23 protein-coding genes are annotated in these 21,308 nt (G+C 65.1%); 18 read left to right on the top strand and 5 right to left on the bottom strand.

Translation table 11 applies throughout. The features are described from left to right. The first annotated feature begins 150 nt into the window (after positions 1-150). Together AC07WS_RS07860 and AC07WS_RS07855 are read left to right on the top strand one after the other, a co-directional pair. On the top strand, positions 151-1,791 hold the full coding sequence (locus AC07WS_RS07860) for an alpha-glucosidase (protein ID WP_494728499.1): 1,641 nt from the start codon (positions 151-153) through the stop codon (positions 1,789-1,791). A 96-nt stretch (positions 1,792-1,887) separates the two neighbouring features. Beyond that, the gene (locus AC07WS_RS07855) at positions 1,888-3,762 is read left to right on the top strand and encodes a glucokinase (RefSeq protein WP_494728498.1); all 1,875 of its coding nucleotides are present in this window, start codon (positions 1,888-1,890) and stop codon (positions 3,760-3,762) included. Between the two features lie 119 nt (positions 3,763-3,881). Here the strand turns inward: AC07WS_RS07855 and AC07WS_RS07850 are convergent, their stop codons facing one another. Next, the gene (locus tag AC07WS_RS07850; RefSeq protein ID WP_494728497.1) at positions 3,882-4,625 is read right to left on the bottom strand and encodes a MerR family transcriptional regulator; all 744 of its coding nucleotides are present in this window, start codon (positions 4,623-4,625) and stop codon (positions 3,882-3,884) included. 138 nt (positions 4,626-4,763) lie between these two features. Between AC07WS_RS07850 and AC07WS_RS07845 the strand changes: the two genes are divergently transcribed. Both AC07WS_RS07845 and AC07WS_RS07840 read left to right on the top strand, forming a co-directional pair. Beyond that, positions 4,764-5,294 (top strand): PadR family transcriptional regulator, encoded by a 531-nt coding sequence (locus tag AC07WS_RS07845; RefSeq protein ID WP_494728496.1) that lies wholly within the window; start codon positions 4,764-4,766, stop codon positions 5,292-5,294. 18 nt (positions 5,295-5,312) lie between these two features. After that, on the top strand, positions 5,313-6,560 hold the full coding sequence (locus AC07WS_RS07840) for an MFS transporter (protein ID WP_494728495.1): 1,248 nt from the start codon (positions 5,313-5,315) through the stop codon (positions 6,558-6,560). On the opposite strand, the gene AC07WS_RS07835 is transcribed toward AC07WS_RS07840, so the two are convergent. Then, entirely contained in the window at positions 6,557-7,132 is a 576-nt protein-coding gene (locus tag AC07WS_RS07835; RefSeq protein WP_494728494.1) for a hypothetical protein, read from the bottom strand. The genes AC07WS_RS07840 and AC07WS_RS07835 overlap by 4 nt on opposite strands. Before the next feature lie 183 nt (positions 7,133-7,315). Between AC07WS_RS07835 and AC07WS_RS07830 the strand changes: the two genes are divergently transcribed. From AC07WS_RS07830 to AC07WS_RS07800, 7 genes are all read left to right on the top strand, one after another. Next, complete coding sequence (locus AC07WS_RS07830; RefSeq protein ID WP_494728493.1) at positions 7,316-8,224, top strand: 2-dehydro-3-deoxygalactonokinase; 909 nt, start codon at positions 7,316-7,318, stop codon at positions 8,222-8,224. Positions 8,225-8,226: 2 nt separating this feature from the next. Beyond that, entirely contained in the window at positions 8,227-8,847 is a 621-nt protein-coding gene (locus tag AC07WS_RS07825; RefSeq protein ID WP_494728492.1) for a 2-dehydro-3-deoxy-6-phosphogalactonate aldolase, read from the top strand. 29 nt (positions 8,848-8,876) lie between these two features. Beyond that, positions 8,877-9,758, top strand: a complete 882-nt coding sequence (locus AC07WS_RS07820) for an SMP-30/gluconolactonase/LRE family protein (RefSeq protein ID WP_494728491.1) — start codon at positions 8,877-8,879, stop codon at positions 9,756-9,758. Beyond that, positions 9,758-10,735, top strand: a complete 978-nt coding sequence (locus tag AC07WS_RS07815; protein ID WP_494728490.1) for a glycoside hydrolase family 53 protein — start codon at positions 9,758-9,760, stop codon at positions 10,733-10,735. The genes AC07WS_RS07820 and AC07WS_RS07815 overlap by 1 nt, the downstream gene beginning before the upstream one ends. Positions 10,736-10,783: 48 nt before the next feature. Beyond that, positions 10,784-11,209, top strand: a complete 426-nt coding sequence (locus AC07WS_RS07810) for a DUF7684 family protein (protein ID WP_494728489.1) — start codon at positions 10,784-10,786, stop codon at positions 11,207-11,209. A 99-nt stretch (positions 11,210-11,308) separates the two neighbouring features. Next, on the top strand, positions 11,309-11,794 hold the full coding sequence (locus AC07WS_RS07805; protein ID WP_494728488.1) for a hypothetical protein: 486 nt from the start codon (positions 11,309-11,311) through the stop codon (positions 11,792-11,794). Between the two features lie 13 nt (positions 11,795-11,807). Continuing rightward, on the top strand, positions 11,808-12,170 hold the full coding sequence (locus tag AC07WS_RS07800) for a hypothetical protein (protein WP_494728487.1): 363 nt from the start codon (positions 11,808-11,810) through the stop codon (positions 12,168-12,170). Positions 12,171-12,188: 18 nt separating this feature from the next. Here AC07WS_RS07800 and AC07WS_RS07795 read toward each other — a convergent pair whose 3' ends face one another. Next, positions 12,189-13,181, bottom strand: a complete 993-nt coding sequence (locus tag AC07WS_RS07795) for an OmpA family protein (RefSeq protein ID WP_494728486.1) — start codon at positions 13,179-13,181, stop codon at positions 12,189-12,191. 161 nt (positions 13,182-13,342) lie between these two features. Between AC07WS_RS07795 and AC07WS_RS07790 the strand changes: the two genes are divergently transcribed. After that, a complete protein-coding gene (locus tag AC07WS_RS07790; RefSeq protein WP_494728485.1) occupies positions 13,343-13,981 on the top strand; it encodes a hypothetical protein in 639 nt (212 codons plus the stop codon). Between the two features lie 56 nt (positions 13,982-14,037). On the opposite strand, the gene groL is transcribed toward AC07WS_RS07790, so the two are convergent. After that, positions 14,038-15,684, bottom strand: a complete 1,647-nt coding sequence (gene groL / locus AC07WS_RS07785; RefSeq protein WP_161099843.1) for a chaperonin GroEL — start codon at positions 15,682-15,684, stop codon at positions 14,038-14,040. 48 nt (positions 15,685-15,732) lie between these two features. Then, on the bottom strand, positions 15,733-16,023 hold the full coding sequence (groES, locus tag AC07WS_RS07780) for a co-chaperone GroES (protein WP_008451606.1): 291 nt from the start codon (positions 16,021-16,023) through the stop codon (positions 15,733-15,735). A gap of 313 nt (positions 16,024-16,336) precedes the next feature. On the opposite strand from groES, the gene AC07WS_RS07775 reads away from it, so the two are divergent. From AC07WS_RS07775 to AC07WS_RS07750, 6 genes are all read left to right on the top strand, one after another. Next, positions 16,337-16,528: a hypothetical protein gene (locus AC07WS_RS07775; protein WP_494728484.1), complete on the top strand. Its 192-nt coding sequence runs from the start codon at positions 16,337-16,339 to the stop codon at positions 16,526-16,528. A 74-nt stretch (positions 16,529-16,602) separates the two neighbouring features. Continuing rightward, complete coding sequence (locus tag AC07WS_RS07770; protein ID WP_494728483.1) at positions 16,603-17,607, top strand: ATP-grasp domain-containing protein; 1,005 nt, start codon at positions 16,603-16,605, stop codon at positions 17,605-17,607. Further along, positions 17,598-18,470, top strand: a complete 873-nt coding sequence (locus AC07WS_RS07765) for an SDH family Clp fold serine proteinase (protein ID WP_494728482.1) — start codon at positions 17,598-17,600, stop codon at positions 18,468-18,470. Before AC07WS_RS07770 ends, AC07WS_RS07765 begins: the two co-directional genes overlap by 10 nt. Continuing rightward, a complete protein-coding gene (locus AC07WS_RS07760; protein WP_494728481.1) occupies positions 18,467-18,985 on the top strand; it encodes a MauE/DoxX family redox-associated membrane protein in 519 nt (172 codons plus the stop codon). The genes AC07WS_RS07765 and AC07WS_RS07760 overlap by 4 nt, the downstream gene beginning before the upstream one ends. Further along, on the top strand, positions 18,978-19,538 hold the full coding sequence (locus AC07WS_RS07755; RefSeq protein WP_494728480.1) for a hypothetical protein: 561 nt from the start codon (positions 18,978-18,980) through the stop codon (positions 19,536-19,538). The genes AC07WS_RS07760 and AC07WS_RS07755 overlap by 8 nt, the downstream gene beginning before the upstream one ends. Beyond that, positions 19,535-21,295 (top strand): ABC transporter ATP-binding protein, encoded by a 1,761-nt coding sequence (locus AC07WS_RS07750; protein WP_494728479.1) that lies wholly within the window; start codon positions 19,535-19,537, stop codon positions 21,293-21,295. The genes AC07WS_RS07755 and AC07WS_RS07750 overlap by 4 nt, the downstream gene beginning before the upstream one ends. The last annotated feature ends 13 nt before the right edge of the window (positions 21,296-21,308 follow it).

Raw genomic sequence — 21,308 nt, 5'->3', positions numbered from 1 at the left:
CCGGCGAATTTTTGTAAAAATACGCAAGATATTGATTTTTAAGGATTAATTGTATTAATCCACTGGCGGTGGATGGATTGAAAATTCCACTACCGTGATGTATATTGTCTACAAACCTATATCCCAGCTTTGCCAACCCCGGATTCTCTTATGACTAAGCAACTTACACAAGTTTCCCCGCACGCCCAGGACTGGTACCGGGAGGCGATCATCTACCAGGTCTACCCGCGCAGCTTCAACGACACCAACGGTGACGGCATCGGCGATATACCGGGAATTACGGCAAAGCTGGACTATATCGCATCGCTGGGCGTGGACATCGTCTGGATCTCGCCCTATTTCAAGTCGCCGATGAAGGACTTTGGCTACGACATCTCCGACTACTGCGACGTCGATCCGATGTTCGGCACGCTGGCCGACTTCGACGCCATGATCGCCAAGGCGCACGGCCTGGGACTGAAGATCATGATCGACCAGGTGATGGCACACACGGCCGAGGAGCACGCGTGGTTCAAGGAGAGCCGCTCCAGCCGCGACAATCCCAAGGCCGACTGGTACGTCTGGTCCGATCCCGCGCCGGACGGCAACCCGCCCAACAACTGGATGTCGGTGTTCGGCGGCTCGTCGTGGCAGTGGGACACGCGCCGCCGTCAATACTATTTACACAATTTCCTGGTCAGCCAGCCGCAGCTCAACTTCCACAACCCGCAGGTGCAGCAGGCGCACCTGGACGCGCTGCGCTTCTGGCTGGAGCGCGGCGTTGACGGCATCCGCCTGGACGCCTGCAACTTCCACTTCCACGACCTGGAGTTGCGCAGCAATCCGCCGGCCGTCAACCGCGACACCGCCACCGTCTCGGACGTCAACCCGTACGGCATGCAGGCGCACATCTACGACAAGAGCCGTCCGGAGAACCTGGCGTTCCTGCGCAAGCTGCGCACCTTGCTGGACGAATACAAGGCGGTCGCCATCGGCGAAGTGGGCGCTGACGATTCGCTGGCCGTGATGGCCGAGTACACCGCCGGCGGCGACAAGCTGCAGATGGCCTACAGCTTCAACCTGCTGGTGCCGACCTGCTCGTCGCACTACATCCGCAAGCAGGTCGAGAATTTCGAGGCGCGCGTCAAGGGCGGCTGGGCTTCCTGGTCGGTCGGCAACCACGATGTGCAGCGCGTGGCGACCCGCTGGGGCGGCCCGTCCGCGCCGGTGGCGTTCGCCAAGATGATCCTGGCGATGCAGTTGTCGCTCAAGGGCACGCCGTGCCTGTACCAGGGCGACGAGCTGGCCTTCGCCGAGGCGGACGTGCCGTTCGAGCTGCTGCAGGACCCGTACGGCATCACCTTCTGGCCGGAGTTCAAGGGCCGCGACGGCTGCCGCACGCCGATGGCCTGGACCACCGGCGCCAACGGCGGCTTCACCGAAGGCAAGCCGTGGCTGCCGGTGTCGCCGGACCATCTGGCCAAGGCGGCCTCGGTGCAGGAGGGCGACGCCGCGTCGTCGCTGGAGTTCACCCGCAAGTTCATCGCGTGGCGGCGCAAGCTGCCGCAGCTCACGCGCGGCGCCATCCAGTTCTTCGATGCGCCCGAGCCGGTGCTGGCGCTGCGCCGCGACGCCGAGGGCGAGCGCGGCATCATCGCCGTGTTCAACCTGGGCGCGGAGCCGGTCGAGTGCGCGCTGCCGCAGGCGGTGGGCGCCGAGCAGATGGAGGGCTACGGCCTGCCGGGCGCGGTGGTCGACGGCCAGGTGCGGCTGCCGGCCTTCGGCGCGTGGTTCGGCTACGCGGCCAGGTAAAAACTGCGGCCAGGAAGGATACGATTTCGCATCGTTTCCTTCTTAACATCGCGTATTTCGGGTATGCTTCCGCCAACTGTTTTGACTGAATCGACGATGAAACAAGCTGAAGTGGATCAAAAACTGAATCGCACCGCCTTTGCCGACGGCCCGCGCCTGCTGGCCGACATCGGCGCCACCCACGCCCGCTTTGCCCTGCAGACCGCGCCCGGCGAATTCCGCGCGGTGCGGGTGCTCAAGTGCGACGACTACACCGACATCGTCGCCATGCTGCGCTCCTACCTGTCGGACCACGCCGACATCACGCTGAACCACGCGGCGCTGGCGGTGGCCAACCCGGTCAGCGGCGACCATGTGCGCATGACCAACCGCGACTGGGAATTCTCGACCGACGAGGTGCGCCGCGCGCTGGGTCTGCACACGCTGCTGGTGGTGAACGACTTCACCGCGCTGGCGATGTCGCTGCCGGGCCTGAAGCCGGCCGATCTGATGCAGGTGGGCGGCGGCAAGCCGGCCTCCAATTCCGTCATCGGCGTGCTGGGGCCGGGCACCGGCCTGGGCGTGTCGGGCGTGATCCCGACCGTGGACGGTTTCGTCACGCTCGGATCGGAAGGCGGCCACACCAACTTTGCGCCGGCCGACGAGCGCGAATATTCGATTTTGCAGTACGCCTGGCAGACCTGGTCGCACGTGTCGACCGAGCGCCTGATTTCCGGCCCCGGCATGGAGATCATCTACCGCGCCATCGCCAAGCGCAACGGCCGCCAGGTGCGCGACCTGAGCTCGCAGGAGATCATGGCCGGTGCGCTGACCGACAAGGACCCGCTGTGCCTGGAGGTGCTGGAGTGCTTCTGCGCCATGCTGGGCGGCGCCACCGCCAACCTGGCCGTGACCCTGGGCGCGTTCGGCGGCATGTTCATCGGCGGCGGCATCGTGCCGCGCATGGGCGAGTGGTTCGCCTCGTCGCCGTTCCGCGCGCGCTTCGAGGCCAAGGGGCGTTTCACCAGCTACCTGTCGGAGATTCCGACGTATGTGATCACCACGCCGAATCCGGCGTTCTATGGCGTGGCGACGATTTTGTCCGAACACCTGCGCGGCCGCAGCGGCGCCAACACGCTGATGGAGCGCGTGCAGCATCTGCAGCACGAGCTCACGCCGGCCGAGCAGCGCGTGGCGCAGCTGGTGCTGGAGCAGCCGCGCCTGGTGCTGAACGAGCCGATCGCCGACATCGCGCGTCTGGCCGAGGTGAGCCAGCCGACCGTGATCCGCTTCTGCCGGTCGCTGGGTTTCCTGGGCCTGGCCGATTTCAAGTTGAAGTTCGCCAGCAGTCTGACCGGCGCGATACCGGTGCGGCACAGCCAGGTGCGCGTGAGCGACAGCACGCATGATCTGAGCGCCAAGGTAATCGATAATACTGTTTCCGCGATTCTGAAATTCCGCGACCAGCTGGACGTGCGTTCGTTGGACAAGGCGATCGCGCTGGTGGCCAAGGCCAAGCGGGTCGAGTTCTACGCGATGGGCAATTCGCGCGTGGTGGCGCTGGATGGGCAGCACAAGTTCTTCCGCTTCCGCATTCCGACGGCGGCGTATGGCGACTCGCATTTGCTGACGCTGGCGGCCGAGCTGCTCAATCCGGGGGATGTGGTGATCGCCATTTCCAACTCCGGCAAGCTGCCGGATTTGCTGGCGGCCGTGGACGCTGCGCGGGCGGCGGGGGCGGATGTCATCGCCATCACGTCGAGCAATTCGCCGCTGGCCAAGAAGGCCAGCGTGTGCCTGGCGGTCGATCACAGCGAGGACAGCACGACCTTCCTGTCGATGATCTCGCGCATCCTGCAGCTGCTGCTGATCGACATCCTGTCGGTGGGCATCTCGCTGGACGCGCAAAACTCGCGCCTGGTGGTCGAGCACAAAGCCAGCACCGGCGACGCCGACAGCCGCCGCCTGCTGATCTCCCACCTCGACAGTTAACCCCTGGGGTCAAGTCTGACATTCGGACACGAGCACAACCGTAGGCGGCGCCTACGGTTGTGCTCGTGTCCGAATGTCAGACTTGACCCCCAGCCCACGGCAGAGGCCGTGTCCGAATGTCAGACTTGACCCCCGACGTAGTGGCGCACCGCCTGCAGCATGAAGGTCGCGAGTTCGGGGTGGATCTTGTCGAAGTTGGCTTTGAAGCGCGGGTCTTCGGAGTAGGTGGCGGCCAGGCTGGTCAGTTGCCCGACCTGCGGCATCCAGAAATACTCCAGATGGTCGCGCCAGCGCTGCACGATCGCCTGCACCGCCGCGCTGTCCGCCCCCTGCGGCATGGCCGCGACCATATCGGTATAAACCGTATTCCCTTCCGCCATGATGGCGTCTTGTTTGGCCTTGCTGTACGCGCCCCATTGCTTGGTCGATGCCCGCACGGTGGCGGTGTCGTAGCGCTGTTCCGCTTCCCGCGCATACTCCTGCTGCTGCGCCTTGTTCAGGCCGGAGAATAATCCTTCGCTGCTCATGATCTGCTTTCCCTGTAGGTGGAGGATGGTGTTGTCCACAGTCGCGATCAAGCCTTGCAGCCGTTCGGCCTGGTTGCGCAGCGCTTCCTTGTGACTGAGCAGGGCGGCCATGACGTCGAAATCGTCGCGGTCCATCAGCCGGCGGATCTCCGCCAGCGGCACGTCCAATTCCCGGTAGAACAGGATCTGCTGCAGCCGCAGCTGCGCCGCCTCGCCGTAGTAGCGATAGCCGTTCTCGCCCACGCGCGAGGGCTTCAACAAGCCGATCTCGTCGTAGTAGTGCAGCGTCCGGGTGGTGACGCCGGTCAGTTTGGAAAGTTGTTTTACTGTGAGCATGGACCCATCCTGAACTCTGACGTGGCGTGAAGGTCAAGCGCAAATTATATAAAAAAAATCCTTGAACTCTTCCGTAAACGGGTTAAGATATATCTCAATAAGTTATATCTTAACTTGTTATATCGTAAGGAGAGTCAAATGTTTAGATTTTTACATCACCAGCACCGCCATCACGCCATGCATGGCGACCACCACCACCATCGCGGCGGCGGGCGCGGCCGTGGGCCGAAGATGTTCGACGCCGGCGCCATGCGCTACGTCGTGCTGCACCTGATCGCGGAAAAGCCGCGCCACGGCTACGAGATCATCAAGGCGCTGGAGCAGCTGTCCGGCGGCGGCTACACGCCCAGCCCCGGCGCGATCTACCCGCTGCTGTCGATGATGCTCGACATGGGCCACGTCTCGGCCACGGCCGACGGCAACAAGAAGCTGCACACCATCACGCCCGAAGGCGAGGCCTTCCTGGCCGAGAACCGCCAGTTCGTCGACGTCATCCTGGCGCGCCTGGCCGAGCCGTCCGAAGGCCGCGTCGACCTGCGCCTGATGATGCACGAGCTCAAGGCCGCCGTCATCGACAAGGCCCACGGCCCCGGCGCCAGCGACCAGCGCGCCGCGCAAATCCGCGCCATCCTGCAGCGCGCGGTCGACGACGTGAAGCAGCTGGACTAATTCAACCGGATCGATCGCATGACAACAATAACCAACCCCCTGCCGCCGGCGCGCGAGCGCCTCGTGCTCTGGCTGCTGGCGCTGACCCAGTTCACCGTCATCATGGACTTCATGGTGATGATGCCGCTGGCGCCGCAGCTGATGCGCGCGTTTGCCATCACGCCGGCGGCCGTGTCCGGCGCGGTGTCGGCCTACGCCTGGTGCGCCGGCCTGTCCGGCCTGCTGGCCTCGATGTATATCGACCGCTACGACCGCAAGCGCCTGCTGCTGGCGATGTTCGCGCTGTTCACGCTGTCCAACCTGGCCTGCGCGCTGGCCCCGAACTTCCACGTGCTGGTGCTGTCGCGCGCCTTCGCCGGCCTGACCGGCGGCGTGCTGGGCTCGATCATCATGGCCATCATCGGCGACCTGATTCCACCCCACCGCCGCGGCGCCGCCACCGGCATCGTGATGACCTCGTTCAGCCTGGCCGCCGTGGCCGGCGTGCCGACCGGCGTGATGCTGGCCGCGCACTATGGCTGGGCCTCGCCGTTCTATCTGCTGGTGCTGTTTTCGCTGCTGATCTGGGGCGGCGCCTGGCGCGTGCTGCCTGCGCTGAGCGGCCACCTGACGCGCCCCGTGCCGCTGTCCGCGGTGCTGCCCAACCTGATCGGCCTGTACCGCGTGGGCGGCCATCTGAAAGCCTTCCTGCTGTCGGGCGTGAACATGATGACCGGCATGCTGGTGATTCCCTTCATCTCGCCGGTGCTGGTCGATAACATCGGCGTGCTGCCGGTGGAGATCACCTGGGTCTACCTGGCCGGCGGCGTGGCCACGCTGTTCAGCGCGCGCATGATAGGCAAATGGTCGGATCGCTCGGGCGCGCAGCGCGTGTACCGCTATATCGCGCTGTTTTCCATCCTGCCCATCCTGTTCATGACGCACATGCCGGTGATCCCGCTGGTGGCGGTGATGCTGTTCTTCCCGTTCTTCATGATGGCGCTGTCGGGCCGCAATATCCCCATGCAGGCGCTGATGACGACGGTGCCGGAGCCGGCCCGGCGCGGCGCCTTCCTCAGCTCGAACTCGGCGATCCAGCAAGTGGGCAGCGGCGTGGGCGCGCTGGTGGGAGGTTTGATGTTGCACACCGACGCGGCCGGCCATATCGCCGGCTACGGCCTGAACGGCTGGATCGCGGCCGGGTTGACCTTGTTCTCGGTGCTGTGGGTGGGCCAGGTGGGCGCGGCCGCGAAGGCCGCGCCGGCGGGGGAGCGGAAGCTCGCTTAACCGTCGATGCCGGTGCGCTTGGCCGGGTGTTTTTCGCGGCGCCAGCGCGCCAGGCTGATCACCTCGTCGGTGCTGGCGTCTTCCACCAGGATCTCGTCGTCGCTGGACGAGACCAGGAAGCTTTCCCAGCGCTGCGCCGCGTCGCTGCTGTTTTCCACAAAGCTGAACTGCCAGTAGCTCTTGCCGTTCAACATGCGCGGGGCCGGGTCGTATTCGATCAGGGCGCCGTGCGATTTACCGCCCGAATTCTTTTCCACGATGGCCGACCAGGCTTGCAATTCCGGCAGCGCCATCAGGGCCGCCGCCGCCTGTTCCTTGGTGCGCAGGTGTTTGGCTTCGGCCGGGGCCGACGTCGCCGCGCTGGCCACCGCGCGCGGCGCAACCGCGGCCGGGGCGGAGCTCGTCGCCGACGCCGGCGTGCTGGCGCTGGCCGGATGCTTGGCCGGGGCCGGCATGACCTGCGATTCGGCCGGCGTCATGGCGGAAAAATAGACACCCCCGCCCAGCAACAGCGCACCGGCGACGGCGCCTGCAATGAACAGATTACGGGTGGACGGGGTGCGAGATTCCATATACGTGAATGCCTGGATTGTTGGTTGCGGTCATACTAAACCAAAGGCATCCAAGGGGCAACTTTTACCGGCCTCGACAGCGCTTGCCTATACCATTTTGATATTAGTCCTGCGAGATAATTCATTGGAGGCGCGGCGGCCTTTTTCGTACCATGACGGCAGCGTCAGCAAAGGGATCGCATAGTGGACAAAAATATACTGGGAGTGGACTGGGGCACGAGCAACCGGCGCGCCTATCTGGTCGATCAACACGGCGCCTGCCTGGCCGAGCACGAGGACGGCCTGGGCATGCTGGCGGTCGGCGGCCGCGAGCGCTTCGGCGCCGCGCTGGCCGGGCTGCTGCAGGCCATGGGCGTGGGCAACGAGGTGCCGGTGATCATGTCCGGCATGGTCGGCAGCGCCTCGGGCTGGCAGGAAGTGCCTTACCTGGACAGTTCGGTGCCGCTGCTGGAGCTGCCCGCCCATCTGGCGCCGCTGGCCGACGCCGACTGGACCGGCCGCTGCCGCATCGTGCCCGGCTACTGCTACCGCCACGGCGGCGCGGTCGATGTCATGCGCGGCGAGGAGACCCAGCTGCTGGGCGCGGTGGCGCTCGGCCATCGCGACGGCTGGCTGGTCCTGCCCGGCACCCACAGCAAATGGGTGCTGCTGCGCGACGGCTTGATCCAGTCGATGTCCACCTACATGACCGGCGAACTGTTCGCCATGCTGTCGGCCGGCGGCACGCTGTCGTCCATGATGGGCGGCGACGCCGCCGACGCCGGGGGCTACGCCATCGGCCTGGCCCAGGCGCGCCGCAACGAGCCGCTGTCGAACACGCTGTTCCGCGTGCGCGCCGGCGTGGTCTCGCGCAGCGCCCCGGCGGCGCAGGCGCCTGCCGTGGTCAGCGGCCTGCTGATCGGCGCCGAATTTGCCGCCGCCACCCGCGCGCCGGGCGAGGCCGGCGGCGCGGCCGGCATCACCGTCGTCGGCTCGCCGGCGCTGGCCGCCCGCTACGCCGTGGCCGCCGAACACTTCGGCCTGCGCTGCGACGTGCTCGATCCGCATCGCGTGTACTGCAGCGCGATCTCCCAATTCATTCAACAGGCTTGATCATGACTCCTTCCCATCCCACCATCCCCCTGGTCGCCATCCTGCGCGGCCTGCGCCCCGAGGAGGCGGTCGCGGTCGGCCAGGTGCTGCACCAGGCCGGCTTCCGCGCGCTGGAGGTGCCGCTCAACCGTCCCGGCGCCATCGAGTGCATCGCCGCGCTGGTCCAGGCGCGGCTGCCGGACACGCTGGTCGGCGGCGGCACCATGCTCAACGTCGCCCACGTCGAGGCCGTGCACGAGGCGGGCGGACGCCTGCTGGTCTCGCCGAACTGCAATCCGGCCGCGATCCGTCGCGCGGCCGAGCTCGGCATGTACTGCGCGCCCGGCGTCGCCACGCCGACCGAGGCGTTCGCCGCGCTGGACGCCGGTGCCCATGCGCTCAAACTGTTCCCGGCCGACATGGTCGGCCACAACGGCCTGAAGGCGTTCAACAGCGTGGTGCCGGCCGGCACGCCGATGTGGCCGGTCGGCGGCATCACGCCGGACAATATGGAAGGCTGGGTGCGCGCCGGCGCCACCGGCTTCGGCATCGGCGGCCAGTTGTACACGCCGGGCGTCGGCCTCGACGAACTGGGCCGCCGCGCCGCCGCCTATGTGAGCAAATGGCGCGCTTTGAACGTATGATGGCGGATCCCACACTCGGAGTGAAATTGATGAGCAAGCATGAAGTGCAATGTATCTGGGAAGCCGGCGCGCAGCTGGGTGAAGGCCCGTCGTGGGTGGCCGAGCAAAACCGCCTGTATTTCGTCGATCTGAAGAACCGGATCCTGCACGCGCTCGACGCCGGCAGCGGCCAGCGCCACAGCTGGGCCATGCCCGACTACATCTGCTGGCTGATCGCGCGCCGCGACGGCGACGGCTTCATGGCCGGCCTGCGCGACGGCATCGTCCGCCTGTGGCTGGAGCCGGAAGTGCGCATCGAATACCTGGCGCGCCCGTTCCCGGCCGGCAGCGCCCTGCGCATGAACGACGCCAAGGCCGACAGCGCCGGCCGCATCTGGGCCGGCTCCATGCACAACACCGATTACGCCCAGAGCATCGGCCAGCTGTTCCGGCTCGACACCGGCCTGTCGCTGACGGTGGCGGACCAGGACTACCACATCTGCAACGGCCCGGCCTTCAGCCTGGACGGCGCCACCATGTACCACACCGACAGCTATGAGGGCCGCACCTACGCCTATCCGCTGGCGGCCGACGGCACGCTGGGCGCGCCCCGCCTGTGGCGCCAGTTCGGCGACGGCGAAGGCTCGCCGGACGGCATGACGGTCGACAGCGAAGGCTGCGTCTGGATCGCGCAGTGGGGCGGCAGCCGCGTCTGCCGCTACTCGGCCGACGGCGAACTGCTGGACACGATCCACGTACCGGCGCGCAATCCCGCCTCCTGCACCTTCGGCGGCACCGACCTGAAGACGCTGTACATCACCACCGCGCGCGAGGACAACACGCCGGAGCAGCTCAGGGAGTTCCCGCTGACCGGCGCCCTGTTCGCCGTGCGTCTGGACGTGGCCGGCGTGCCGGCCGCGCGCTTCGGCTGATGATGGGGCGCTGGCTGACTGCGTTCTGCGGCTTGGCGTTGAGCCTGGCCGCGCAGGCCGCCACCTTCGCCAACGGCGCCGACGTCGGCTGGGTCAGCCAGCAGGAGTCCAGCGGCTATGCGTTCTACAACAGCAGCGGCGTCAAGACCGATCCCTTCGTGCTGCTGAAGAACCTGCAGGTCAACGCGATCCGCCTGCGCGTCTGGGTCAACCCCAGCGGCGGCTGGAACGACGGCGCGGACGTGCTCTACAAGGCCAAGCGCGCCGCCGCGCAAGGCCAGCGCATCCTGATCGACTTCCACTACAGCGACAGCTGGGCCGACCCCGGCCAGCAGACCAAGCCGGCCGCCTGGGCTAATCACACACTGGCGCAGCTGAACAACGACGTCTACAGCCACACGCAGGGCATCCTCAACTACCTGAAGACCAACGGCATCACGGTTGAGTGGGTACAGGTCGGCAACGAGATCAACAGCGGCATGCTGTGGCCCGAGGGGAAAACCACCAGCTTCGCCAACCTGGCCGGGCTGATCAACAGCGGCTACAACGCGGCGAAGGCGGTCTATCCGAACGCCAAGGTGATCCTGCATCTGGCCAACGGCTACGACAACGCCGTGTTCCGCTGGTTCTTCGACGGCGTCAAGGGCGCGGGCGCCAAGTGGGATGTGATCGGCATGTCGCACTATCCGCCGGCGTCGGACTGGGCCAACTACAACAACAAGATCTCGGCCAATATGTGGGACATGGTGTCGCGCTACGCCAGGCCGGTGATGGTGACCGAAGTGGGCATGGACTGGACCCAGGCTGCCACCGGCAAAGCCATGCTGGCCGATCTGCTGAACAAGACCAAGGCGCTGGGGGCGAACGGCCTGGGCGTGTTCTACTGGGAGCCGCAGGCGTATCCGGGCTGGCATGGCTACACCATGGGCGCGCTCGACGCGAGCGGCAAATTCACCATCGCGCTGGATCCGTTTTAAGCGGCCGCGCCCTGTTAAAATCCGGGACTCGTCATCAATGGTCCCATCATGCAGAAACCGGTCATCCGCTATTTACACCTCACACCCGACAGCGATCTTCCCGCGCTGGAGGGCCTGTCGCACTTCAAAGCCGTGCTGGTCGTCGAGGCCGATGTGGCGGAGATGACGATGTGGGAAACCAGCCGCTGGCTGGTGGAGTCCGGCTGCGCGCTGGCGCTAGCCTGGGGCAAGGAGTGCGAGGCCTGGCGCGAAGCGATCGAAGACGCCAGCCTGGAAGCGGTCGACTACGAAGACGTGCCGGACGAGCAGTTGCTGATCACCACCGCGCACGAGGACGAAGACCTGAGCGAAGTCTTCTGGTTCGCCCGCCACCGCGCCGCGCATCCCGCGCACGAGCTGCGCGAAACGCTGATCCTGCACATCGCCGACACGCCGCGCCGCGAGGAACTGGAAGCGGAGTATCGCGACGCCTGAGCAGGCGGGCGCACCTTTGAGTGCGGTCATGCTGCATCCCTGCGCCCCATGCTACATCTGCCATCGAGGCGTTGTAACGCTTGATGGGGAGGCAGCGGAATGAACAACAAAAGTATTTATTACTCTTGCTCGACTTGGATCGCATATGAAATCAGCCAGTGGTTCTACGGTGAGGTCCACTATGCCTGGTGTACACCGTACTTCGACCCGCCATCTCGATTAAATCTTTATAACTCGGTACCGCCAAGCTCAAGTCCACGTGCTCTGTATTGGAGTCTTATGCGAGATGTGGATTCGTTGGATATGCACTCATTCAGAATGAAAAATGTCCGGGCAGGCATTCAACGCGGCGCTTCCAGTAGGCTAAACGAAGGTATGATTGGAACGTCCCAGTACAGAGAAATTTTAGAGCTGATGCAGCTGGCCCCACTCGCCAATTTCAAGCCCCTCATGCTGGTGATTCCGGCGGCACCAGTTACCGCTCTGCTGAATTCGGTACCGGTGGCACTGCGGGCCAGCGTTTTTTCAGAAGAATACATCATCGAGAATTTGCCGAGAAGCCTCTTTGATGCGATCGAGCTGTGAATTGGAGCGAGTCATGGACATACTTACCTATGTTGAATGCGTACCTGAAAATACCGCGTTTTCTGTGATTTATTATTGCATTCGAGCGTTGGATCAGGCGGGCCTGCCCGAAGAGCAGCAGCGTGATATTTTTTTCGATGGGCCGTCCAACCCTGCTACGCCGGAAGGCATCGAGCTGACCAAGACCATTTTGGCCGCCATCGAAGAAGCAGAGCATAAGCGCCTTGATGATCTGGACCGGAAGACTGCCGAGGCCTATATCCGAAATGCCGGCGACGCGATGGATACGCTGGTCCAACGGATGGAAGGATACGACGAGGCGAGGGGCAGGGAACTCTTGCGGAAAATGGAAGCCGCATCGCTGATCCCGCTGTAGCTTCCACCGCCGGCTTGCTTACTGCTTGACCAGCTCGACACGGCGATTCTTTTCGCGGCCGGCCTCGGCATCGTTGGAGGCCGCGGGCGCGTAGGAGGCCACGCCTTTTGCGCTCAGCCGTTTCGCGTCGACCTTGTAATCGGCCGCCAGCACCTTGATCACCGACTCCGCCCGCTTCTGCGACAGCTCCAGGTTGTGCGCCAGCGCGCCCTGGTTGTCGGTATGGCCGACCACGTACAGCTTCAGCCTGGCGTCCTGCTGCAGCAGCTTGGCCATCTCGGCCAGCGCGGCCTTGGATTCCGGCTTGACCTCGGTCTTGTCGGTGTCGAAGAAGACGCCGTACACGGCCACCTTGCCGTCGGCCGCGATGCCCTTGGCCATGTCGGCCGCGTTCAGGTTGGCCGAGACCTTGCCGCCCTCCATCGCCTTGGCCTCGACGATCTCGACGTAGATGCCGCCCAGCTTGTCCTGCACCGGGGCGACCGAGTACACGCCCACGTGGACCAGCGACCCGTCCGGGCGCGTGCCCTTGGCCAGCAGGTAGCGTTCGTCGTCGCGGCCGTAGTTGAACGGCGCCCAGCTCGCCTCGCTGCCCTGGATGAAATGATCGCCGACGCGTTTGTCGAGGAAGAACTCGCCGAAGCCCTTGCCGCAGCTTTCCTTGGCGCAGGCGAACACGGTTTTCAACCCCGCCTTGTCCAGCGCCTCCTGGTAATTGCGCATCACCTCCAGCGCCGATCGCTCGCGCGGGAAGTTGTAGGCGATGCGGGTGTACTTGCCCTCCAGCTGCAGCGCGTTCTCGAACGCCATCTGGCCGCCCTTGTTGTCGACGCGCTTACCGGCGGGCAGCATCACCTCGTCGAATTCCTTGAGGCCGTAGCCGACCATCTTCGACCCCTCAAAGCGCGACAGCAGCGGATGGTCCTTGCCGCCCTTGACAGTGTCCTGCGCCGGCATCTGGGCGTGGGCGGTGGCGCAAAGCAGCAGCGGAAGTAGGCGGTGGGCGCGCATGGAAGTCCCATCTGAACAAAGTTGAGGAACGTCGATTGTAGGGAGCGATTGTCTTTGAATCAACGTTAACTTTTCAATCGGATCACCGCTCCTGTGACAATTGATGTATTTTTAATATTATAAAAATTATATAATTTCGGCAATAACCTCGTGGAGATCAGATGAATCAACTCAAAATTGCAGCGCTGATGCTGACAATGTCGGTGGCCGGCTGCGGCGGCGGCTCGACCGACACCACCCCGCCGGCGACCCAAAAATCGGCCCTCATTTCGGGCACTGTGGCTGGCCTGTCGGCTAACAGCACTCTGCTGCTGGTCAACAACGGCACCGAGACCATCGCCGTCAAGGGCAGCGGCGGCTTCAAGTTCACCTATCCAGTGGCGTCAGGCGCGCCGTACAGCGTCGTGAAGTTCGCCGATCCGAACGGCGGCGACTGCACCGTCGCCAACGGCTCGGGCACGATCGCGCAGGACGCGGTCGATATCGGCAATGTCGCCGTGACGTGCCAGCCTGCCATGATCGGCTTGTTGAAGTATCACGTGGGCGTGACCGTGTCGGGACTGGCGGCCGGCAATGCCGTCAGCTTCGTCGACGCCAAGGGCAATATCCTGAAGGCCAGCGCGAATGGCCTGAGCGTGTTCGCGGCATCGTATTCGCCGCTGGAGCTGCACGGCGCCAGCTATCAAGTCACGGTGTCGTCCAACCCGACGGGCCAGACCTGCACGCTGACGAACAACGCCGGCACCAATGACACCACCGGGTTCGTCGACTTCATCAACGTCACCGCGCTCTGCAAATAAAAAAGCCAGCCTCCGAAGAGGCTGGCTTTCCTGTACAGCGAGGCTTATGCCGGCAATTACATCATGCCGTCCATGCCGCCCATGCCGCCCATGCCACCCATACCGCCCATGCCGCCGGCTGGTTTGTCTTCGGTGACTTCAGCGATCATGCAGTCGGTGGTCAGCATCAGGCCAGCGATCGAGGCTGCGTTTTGCAGTGCCGAACGGGTGACTTTCGCTGGGTCCAGAACGCCCATTTCCACCATGTCGCCGTAGGTGCCGTTGGCGGCGTTGTAGCCGTAGTTGCCTTTGCCGGCCAGAACCGCAGCAACCACCACCGACGCTTCTTCGCCAGCGTTTTGCACGATCATGCGCAGTGGCTCTTCCATCGCGCGCAGCACGATCTTGATGCCAGCTTCCTGGTCAGGATTGTCGCCTTTGACGTTCAGCGCGGCACGAGCGCGCAGCAGGGCTACGCCGCCGCCTGGCACGATGCCTTCTTCCACGGCAGCGCGGGTGGCGTGCAGTGCATCTTCGACGCGGGCTTTCTTCTCTTTCATTTCGACTTCGGTGGCTGCGCCAACCTTGATCACGGCAACGCCGCCGGCCAGCTTGGCCACGCGCTCTTGCAGTTTTTCACGGTCGTAGTCCGAGGTCGCTTCTTCGATCTGCACGCGGATCTGCTTGACGCGGCCTTCGATGCCTTCAGCGCGGCCGGCACCGTCGATGACGATGGTGTTTTCCTTGCCGACTTCGATGCGCTTGGCCTGGCCCAGTTCTTCCAGGGTGATTTTTTCCAGGGTCATGCCGACTTCTTCAGCAACCACTTGACCGCCGGTCAGGATCGCGATGTCTTCCAGCATGGCCTTGCGACGGTCGCCGAAGCCTGGGGCTTTGACTGCGCAGGTTTTCAGGATGCCGCGGATGTTGTTCACCACCAGGGTGGCCAGTGCTTCGCCTTCGATGTCTTCGGCGATGATCAGCAGTGGACGGCCGGCTTTGGCGACTTGTTCCAGTACCGGCAGCAGGTCGCGGATGTTGGAGATCTTCTTGTCGCACAGCAGGACGAATGGATTGTCCAGGATCGCGACTTGCTTCTCTTGGTTGTTGATGAAGTATGGCGACAGGTAGCCGCGGTCGAACTGCATACCTTCAACGATGTCCAGCTCGTCGTTCAGCGACTTGCCGTCTTCCACGGTGATGACGCCTTCTTTGCCGACTTTTTCCATCGCTTCAGCGATGCGGTCGCCGATCGACGAATCCGAGTTGGCGGAGATCGAACCGACCTGGGCGATTTCCTTGGTGGTGGTGCATGGACGGGCGATGATGGCGATCTGCTCGACGGTCGCGGCAACGGCCTTGTCGATGCCGCGCTTCAGGTCCATCGGGTTCATGCCGGCGGCCACGAACTTCATGCCTTCGCGCACGATGGCCTGGGCCAGCACGGTGGCGGTGGTGGTGCCGTCGCCGGCGTTGTCGCTGGTGCGGGAAGCAACTTCCTTGACCATCTGCGCGCCCATGTTCTGCAGCTTGTCTTTCAGTTCGACTTCCTTGGCGACCGAGACGCCGTCCTTGGTGACGGTCGGGGCGCCGAAGGAGCGCTCCAGCACCACGTTGCGGCCTTTCGGGCCCAGGGTGACTTTGACTGCGTTGGCCAGGACGTTGACGCCTTCAACCATTTTGGCGCGCGCTGCGTCGCCGAAAATTACTTCTTTAGCTGCCATGTTGTTTCTCCAGAATTAGGTGAGTACTAGTGCAAACGTGCGTGTCAATTACTTGACGACGATTGCCATGATGTCTTCTTCGCGCATGACCATCAGTTCCTGGCCATCGACCTTGACGGTCTGGCCGGCGTATTTGCCGAACAGGACACGGTCGCCCACTTTGACGTCCAGCGGACGGACTTTGCCGTCTTCCAGAATCTTGCCATTGCCGACGGCGAGCACTTCGCCTTGATCCGGTTTTTCAGCGGCCGCATCAGGGATGATCAGGCCGGACGCAGTTTTGGTTTCCTGGTCGAGGCGTTTGACGATTACGCGATCGTTCAAAGGGCGAAGGTTCATACAAAACTCCTTAAATTAACAATGGTACAGTTTGTTGCTACACCAACAACGTTGCTGTAGCGGAAAGTTTGGTCGAGAGCGCTGTTAGCACTCCCTTAGAACGAGTGCCAATTATAGGGACGACCCTGCCGTATTTCAAGACGCTAGGCTTGCGTGCACACAAATAAGCACAAAAATGATGCGGATCTGTACCCAAAAAGGAATGTTTGCACTTTTGGTATAGAAGTTGACAACGTCTGACCAAGCTCCTACTATTGCAAAGCTGCAAATAGAGACTGTGTTAATTTTTCAATATTCTTTAAGGACTATGAAAATGGCAGATCAAAAAGAGGCAAAACTGTTCGCATTCAAACTGGCTGCGAAACAGGCACAAGAAAAACCTGCAGAACAATGGAAAGTCCGCGACGGCGTTGCCGTGGCCGGCTGCACCGGCCCGGTCGACTTCGACAACTACCGCGATTACGACAACATCTACCACCGGAACGACAAAGGCATCTACTGCTAAGTACTGGCCCGTCCACGAAAGCCTTGCTGCGTCAGCAAGGCTTTTTTGTTTTTCGCCCAGTCGTGGAGCATTCGATGAGCAAGACGATTTTGATTGTCACCAACAGCCAGGATCTGCATGCCGACCTGGTCGCCGCCAGGCTGGCGGCCGGCGGGCACCGGCTGTTCCGGCTGGACCTGGACCGCTTCCCGCGCGACTTCCAGACCTGCCAGTGGCATGCCGGCGGCGCGCTGCACCACAAGCTACGCCGCCGTGGCGACGAGCACTGGCTCGATCTGGCCGAGGTGGGCGCGGTGTGGATACGCAAGCCGGCCGAATTCACCTTCCTCAGCGACGAGCTGGCGCCGCAGGAACTGGCCTACGCCAGGCAGGAGGCGGAACACGCCTTGTTCAGCCTGCTCTACACGCTGGACTGCTACTGGATCAGCCACCCGCTGGCGCTGCGCGGCGCGCAGTGGAAGGGCGAGCAGCTCAAGCGCGCCGCCCGCATGGGCTTTGTGGTGCCGGACTCGCTGACCACCAACGCGCCGGGCGAGGTGCTGGCGTTCAAGGACAGCCTGGCCGGCGACATGATCTTCAAGTCGCTGTCGGACCCGATGCTGGGCGGCGAGCAGCTGGCGCCGGAGCAGCGCAGCACTGGCGGGCTCGGCACCACCATCGTCGACGACGACATGCTGCGCAACGTCGAAGCGGTCGGCCAGTTGCATTGCCACTTCCAGCGCTACATCCCCAAGCAATATGAGCTGCGGGTGACGGTGATCGGCGAGCGGGTGTTCGCCGCCAGGATCCACAGCCAGGACGACGCCCGCACGGCCGTCGATTCGCGCGACATGTCGGCGCCGATCCGCTACGAGGCGGCGCAACTGCCCGACGAGCTGCGGCGGCGCTGCGTGGCCTTCGTGCGCAGCTACGACTTGAACTACGGCGCGCTGGACCTGATCGTCACGCCCGATGGCGAGGTGGTGTTCCTCGAAAATAATCCCGCAGGCCAGTTCCTGTATATCGAACAATTGATACCGGAGTTTAAGATGATCGATGCCATGGCCGACACGTTGGCGGAGGGCGCGCAATGGCACTAGAGCACACCGTCCTCGCCGACCGCATCCGCGAGCTGGAGGCAGTGCGCGACAGCCGCGTGCTGGTGCTGGCCGCGTCGCACCTGGAAATGGAACTGCTGCCGGCGCTGTACGAACAATGCCGCGACCTGGCTCCGGCGCGCCGGCTGGACGTGGTGCTGCACGGACGCGGCGGCGAGGTGCAGGCCGCGCGCCGCATCGCGCTGCTGCTGCGCGCCCAGGCCGGGCAGCTGAGCTTCATCGTGCCCTACCACTGCGAGTCGGCCGCCACGCTGCTGACCTTGTGCGGCGACGAGATCATCGCCGGCGAGCTGGCGCTGTTCTCGCCCATCGATCCGCTGCTCAACGGCGCCGACGGCACGGCCTTCTCCGGCCTCGACATCAAATGCCTGGGCGACATGGCACAGCAGTGGTTCGGCGTGGAGGCCGACGAGGCGCGGCAGCAGGCGCTGGCCCTGCTGTGCGGCAGCGTGTTCCCCGCCAGCCTGGGCGCCTTCTACCGCAGCACGCTGGAGCAGCAGCAGATCGGCGAGCAGCTGCTGGCCTTTCACCTGCCCGGCGAGGACGCGGCGTTCCGCAGCCGGCTGGTGGGCCAGCTGATGGCCGGCTACCACTCGCACTACTATGCGATCACGCGCGAGGAGCTGGCGGCGCTGGGCCTGCGCGTGCGCGGCGACGCGGCGGTCGAGCGGCCGGCGTGGGAAATCTCGCGGCTGCTGCAGGGCCACGTCGGCGGCGGCCAGCGCGCCAGCGAGGACGCGCCGTGGTGCGATGCGCTGTTCGCCACGCGCCACGGCGCCAGCGAGCGCCGCCGGCAGCCGGGCGGCCTGGCGCCGTCGTGGAGCGTGGAGCGCTACCCGCGATGAGCACCGGCCAATTCCTGGGCGAGATACTGCGCTACTTTGTCGCGCTGCTGATGCTGGCCGCCGCCACGGCCAAGCTGCGCGACCTGGCCGGCTTCCGCGACAACCTGGCCAGCCTGTTCGGCATGGGCGCGGCGCAGCGCGCGCTGGCTGCGCCCACGGTGGCGGCGGCCGAACTGGCGGTGGCCGCGCTGCTGCTCGGCGGCCTGGCGCGCGCCGGCCTGCTGGCCGCGCTGCTGATGCTGGCCGTGTTCACGGCGCTGGTCGGCTACAAGTTTTATACGCAGAGCGTGGTCCGCTGCGGCTGCTTCGGCGAGGCCGAGCGCTCGCTGTCCGGCCTGGACCTGCTGCGCAACGGGCTGGTGATGGCGGCGATCGCCGCCGGCCTGGCGCTGCCGGCCGGGTTCGCGCCGCCGTGGCATGTCGCGCTGCTGGCGCTGTCGCTGGGCTGTCTGGCCTGCGTCGTCGCCGTGCACTTCCACGAAATTGTCCACTTGTTGAGCCCGAGCGATGGATAGCCCGATCCTTCACCTGACCCTGGCGCTGCTGGCCCTCGGCCTGGCGCTCAACCTCAAGCTGACGCTGTCGGTGCTGCATACGGCGCGGCGCGAGCGCGACACGCCCGAGGCGCTGCCGCCGGGCGCGCCGCTGCCGCAGGTGTCGGCGCGCGCGCTGCGCGGCGGCGCGGTGCATCGCCTGGGTGCCGGCGGCCAGGCGGCCGCGCTGCTGTTCTTGTCGAGCAAATGCCCGAAGTGCAAGACCAAGCTGCCAGAGATCGGCCGCATGCTGGCGCCGGCCGAGCAGGCGGGGCTGGACATATGGATCGTCAGCCACGAACCGGGCTGGCGCCTGCGCCAGTTTCTGCGCGGCGCCTTCCCGCTGACGCGGGCGCTGCGGGTGGCGATGCGCGACTACAAGCTGCTCAATCCCACGTTGGTCTCGCCGTCCTACCTGATGGTCAGTCACGAGGGCGTGCTGGAAGCGGCAGGCATGATAGGCGACGACAACTGGCAGGACTTGCGCGTCCAGCTTGCCGAGGCCGCCGAGACCGCGGCGGCGGGCGCGCCATGAATTTCGAGCCCCATCTCGAGCGGCTGCGGCTGATCTATCCGGTGCGCCGCCAGCTCGCCGCGGCGGTGTTTTTCATGGGCCTGGGCGTGCTGATACAGCTGGTCGTCCCCAAGGGCGTGGCCTACTTCATCGACCACGTGCAGGAGCTGCGGCCGCAGACGATCTCCGCGCCGGTGGTCGGCCTGGGCCTGCTCTGGCTGCTGGTGCAGGCCGCCGCGTCGACGCTGCGCTACTACTATGTCGAACTGGCCGGACACCTGATCATCAACGGCGTGCGCCGCCGCCTGTTCGATGCGCTGATCAACCAGCCGGTGGCCTTCTTCGACCGCCACCACGTCGGTGAAATCACCAGCCGCCTGAGCGGGGACGTGCAGTCGCTGCACCAGTCGCTGACCATGGGCGGGGCCAACGCGCTGCAAGCGCTGTGCATGTTCGGCGGCGGCGTGGCGATGCTGCTCCACATCTCGCCGCTGCTGAGCGTGATGCTGCTGGTGTTCGTCCCGGCCAGCCTGTACTTCGGCAAGGTGTCGGGCGCGGCCCACCGCGACTACGCCAAGGCGGTGCAGGCCTGCATGGCCGACAGCGGCCGCGTCGCGCACGAGCATTTCGCCCACGTGCGGCTGGTGCAGGCGTTCAACCAGCAGGGCGGGGCGTCGGCCAGCTACGCCGGGGCCTGCCGCCGCCTGCTGGAGCTGTCGCTGGCCGGCACCCGGCGGCAGTCGGCGTTTCGCGCCGGCCTGTCGGTGCTGGACTTCGGCGCCCTGCTGTGCGCGCTGGGCCTGGGCGCCTACCTGATCGGCCAGCGCGCGCTGTCGGTGGGCGACCTGATGGCGTTCGTGATCTATTCCAACATCGTCACGCAGGCGGCCGGCGCGCTGAGCGAATCGTGGAATATGTGGATGCGCAGCATGGGCGCCACCGACCGCATCTTCGAGATCATGCGCACGCACAGCCCGCCGCCGGCGGCGCGTCCGCAGGCGCCGCTCACCGGCCGGCTCGGTTTCGAGGACGTGGTGTTCAGCTATCCGGAGCGGCCCGGCGTGCCGGCGCTCGACGGCGTCGGCTTCGCCATCGCGGCCGGCGAGAAGGTGGCGCTGGTGGGCGCCTCGGGCGCCGGCAAGTCCACCGTCGCCGCGCTGGTGCTGGGGCACTACCGGCCGCAGGGCGGGCGCTTGCTGTTCGATGGCGTGCCCGCCGCCGAACTGGACCTGGCCGCCATCCGGCGCGGCATCGCGGTGGTGGAGCAGGAGCCGTCGCTGTTTTCGGGCAGCGTCGCGCACAACATCGCCTTCGCCGTGCCGGAGCGGGCGGTGCCGCTGGCCGAGGTGATGGCGGCCGCGCGGCTGGCCCACGCGCATGACTTCATCATGGCCTTCCCGCAGGGCTACGATACCCCGGTCGGCGAGCACGGCGTGCAGCTGTCCGGCGGGCAGAAGCAGCGGATCGCGATCGCGCGCGCGCTGCTGCGCGATCCGGCCATCCTGATCCTGGACGAGGCCACCAGCGCGCTGGACGCCGCCAGCGAGCGGCTGGTCCAGGGCGCGCTGGAGCGGCTCATGGCGGGCCGCACCACCATCATCATCGCCCATCGCTTTTCCACCATCGCCAAGGCCGACCGCGTCCTGGTGCTGGAGCAGGGCCGGCTGGTCCAGCAGGGCAGCCACGAGCAGCTGGTGCGGCAGCAGGAGGGCGTGTACTTCAAGCTGGTCAAGGATCAGATGGTCGCGCACAGGCCGCAGGCGCCGCTGCCGGCGTGACGGCGTGCGCGCG

It is taken from the genome of Duganella sp. GW821-FHT01E12 (assembly GCF_059422325.1).
Note: the sequence above shows the minus strand (reverse complement) of the source record. Positions and strands in the feature narration are given on the sequence as shown.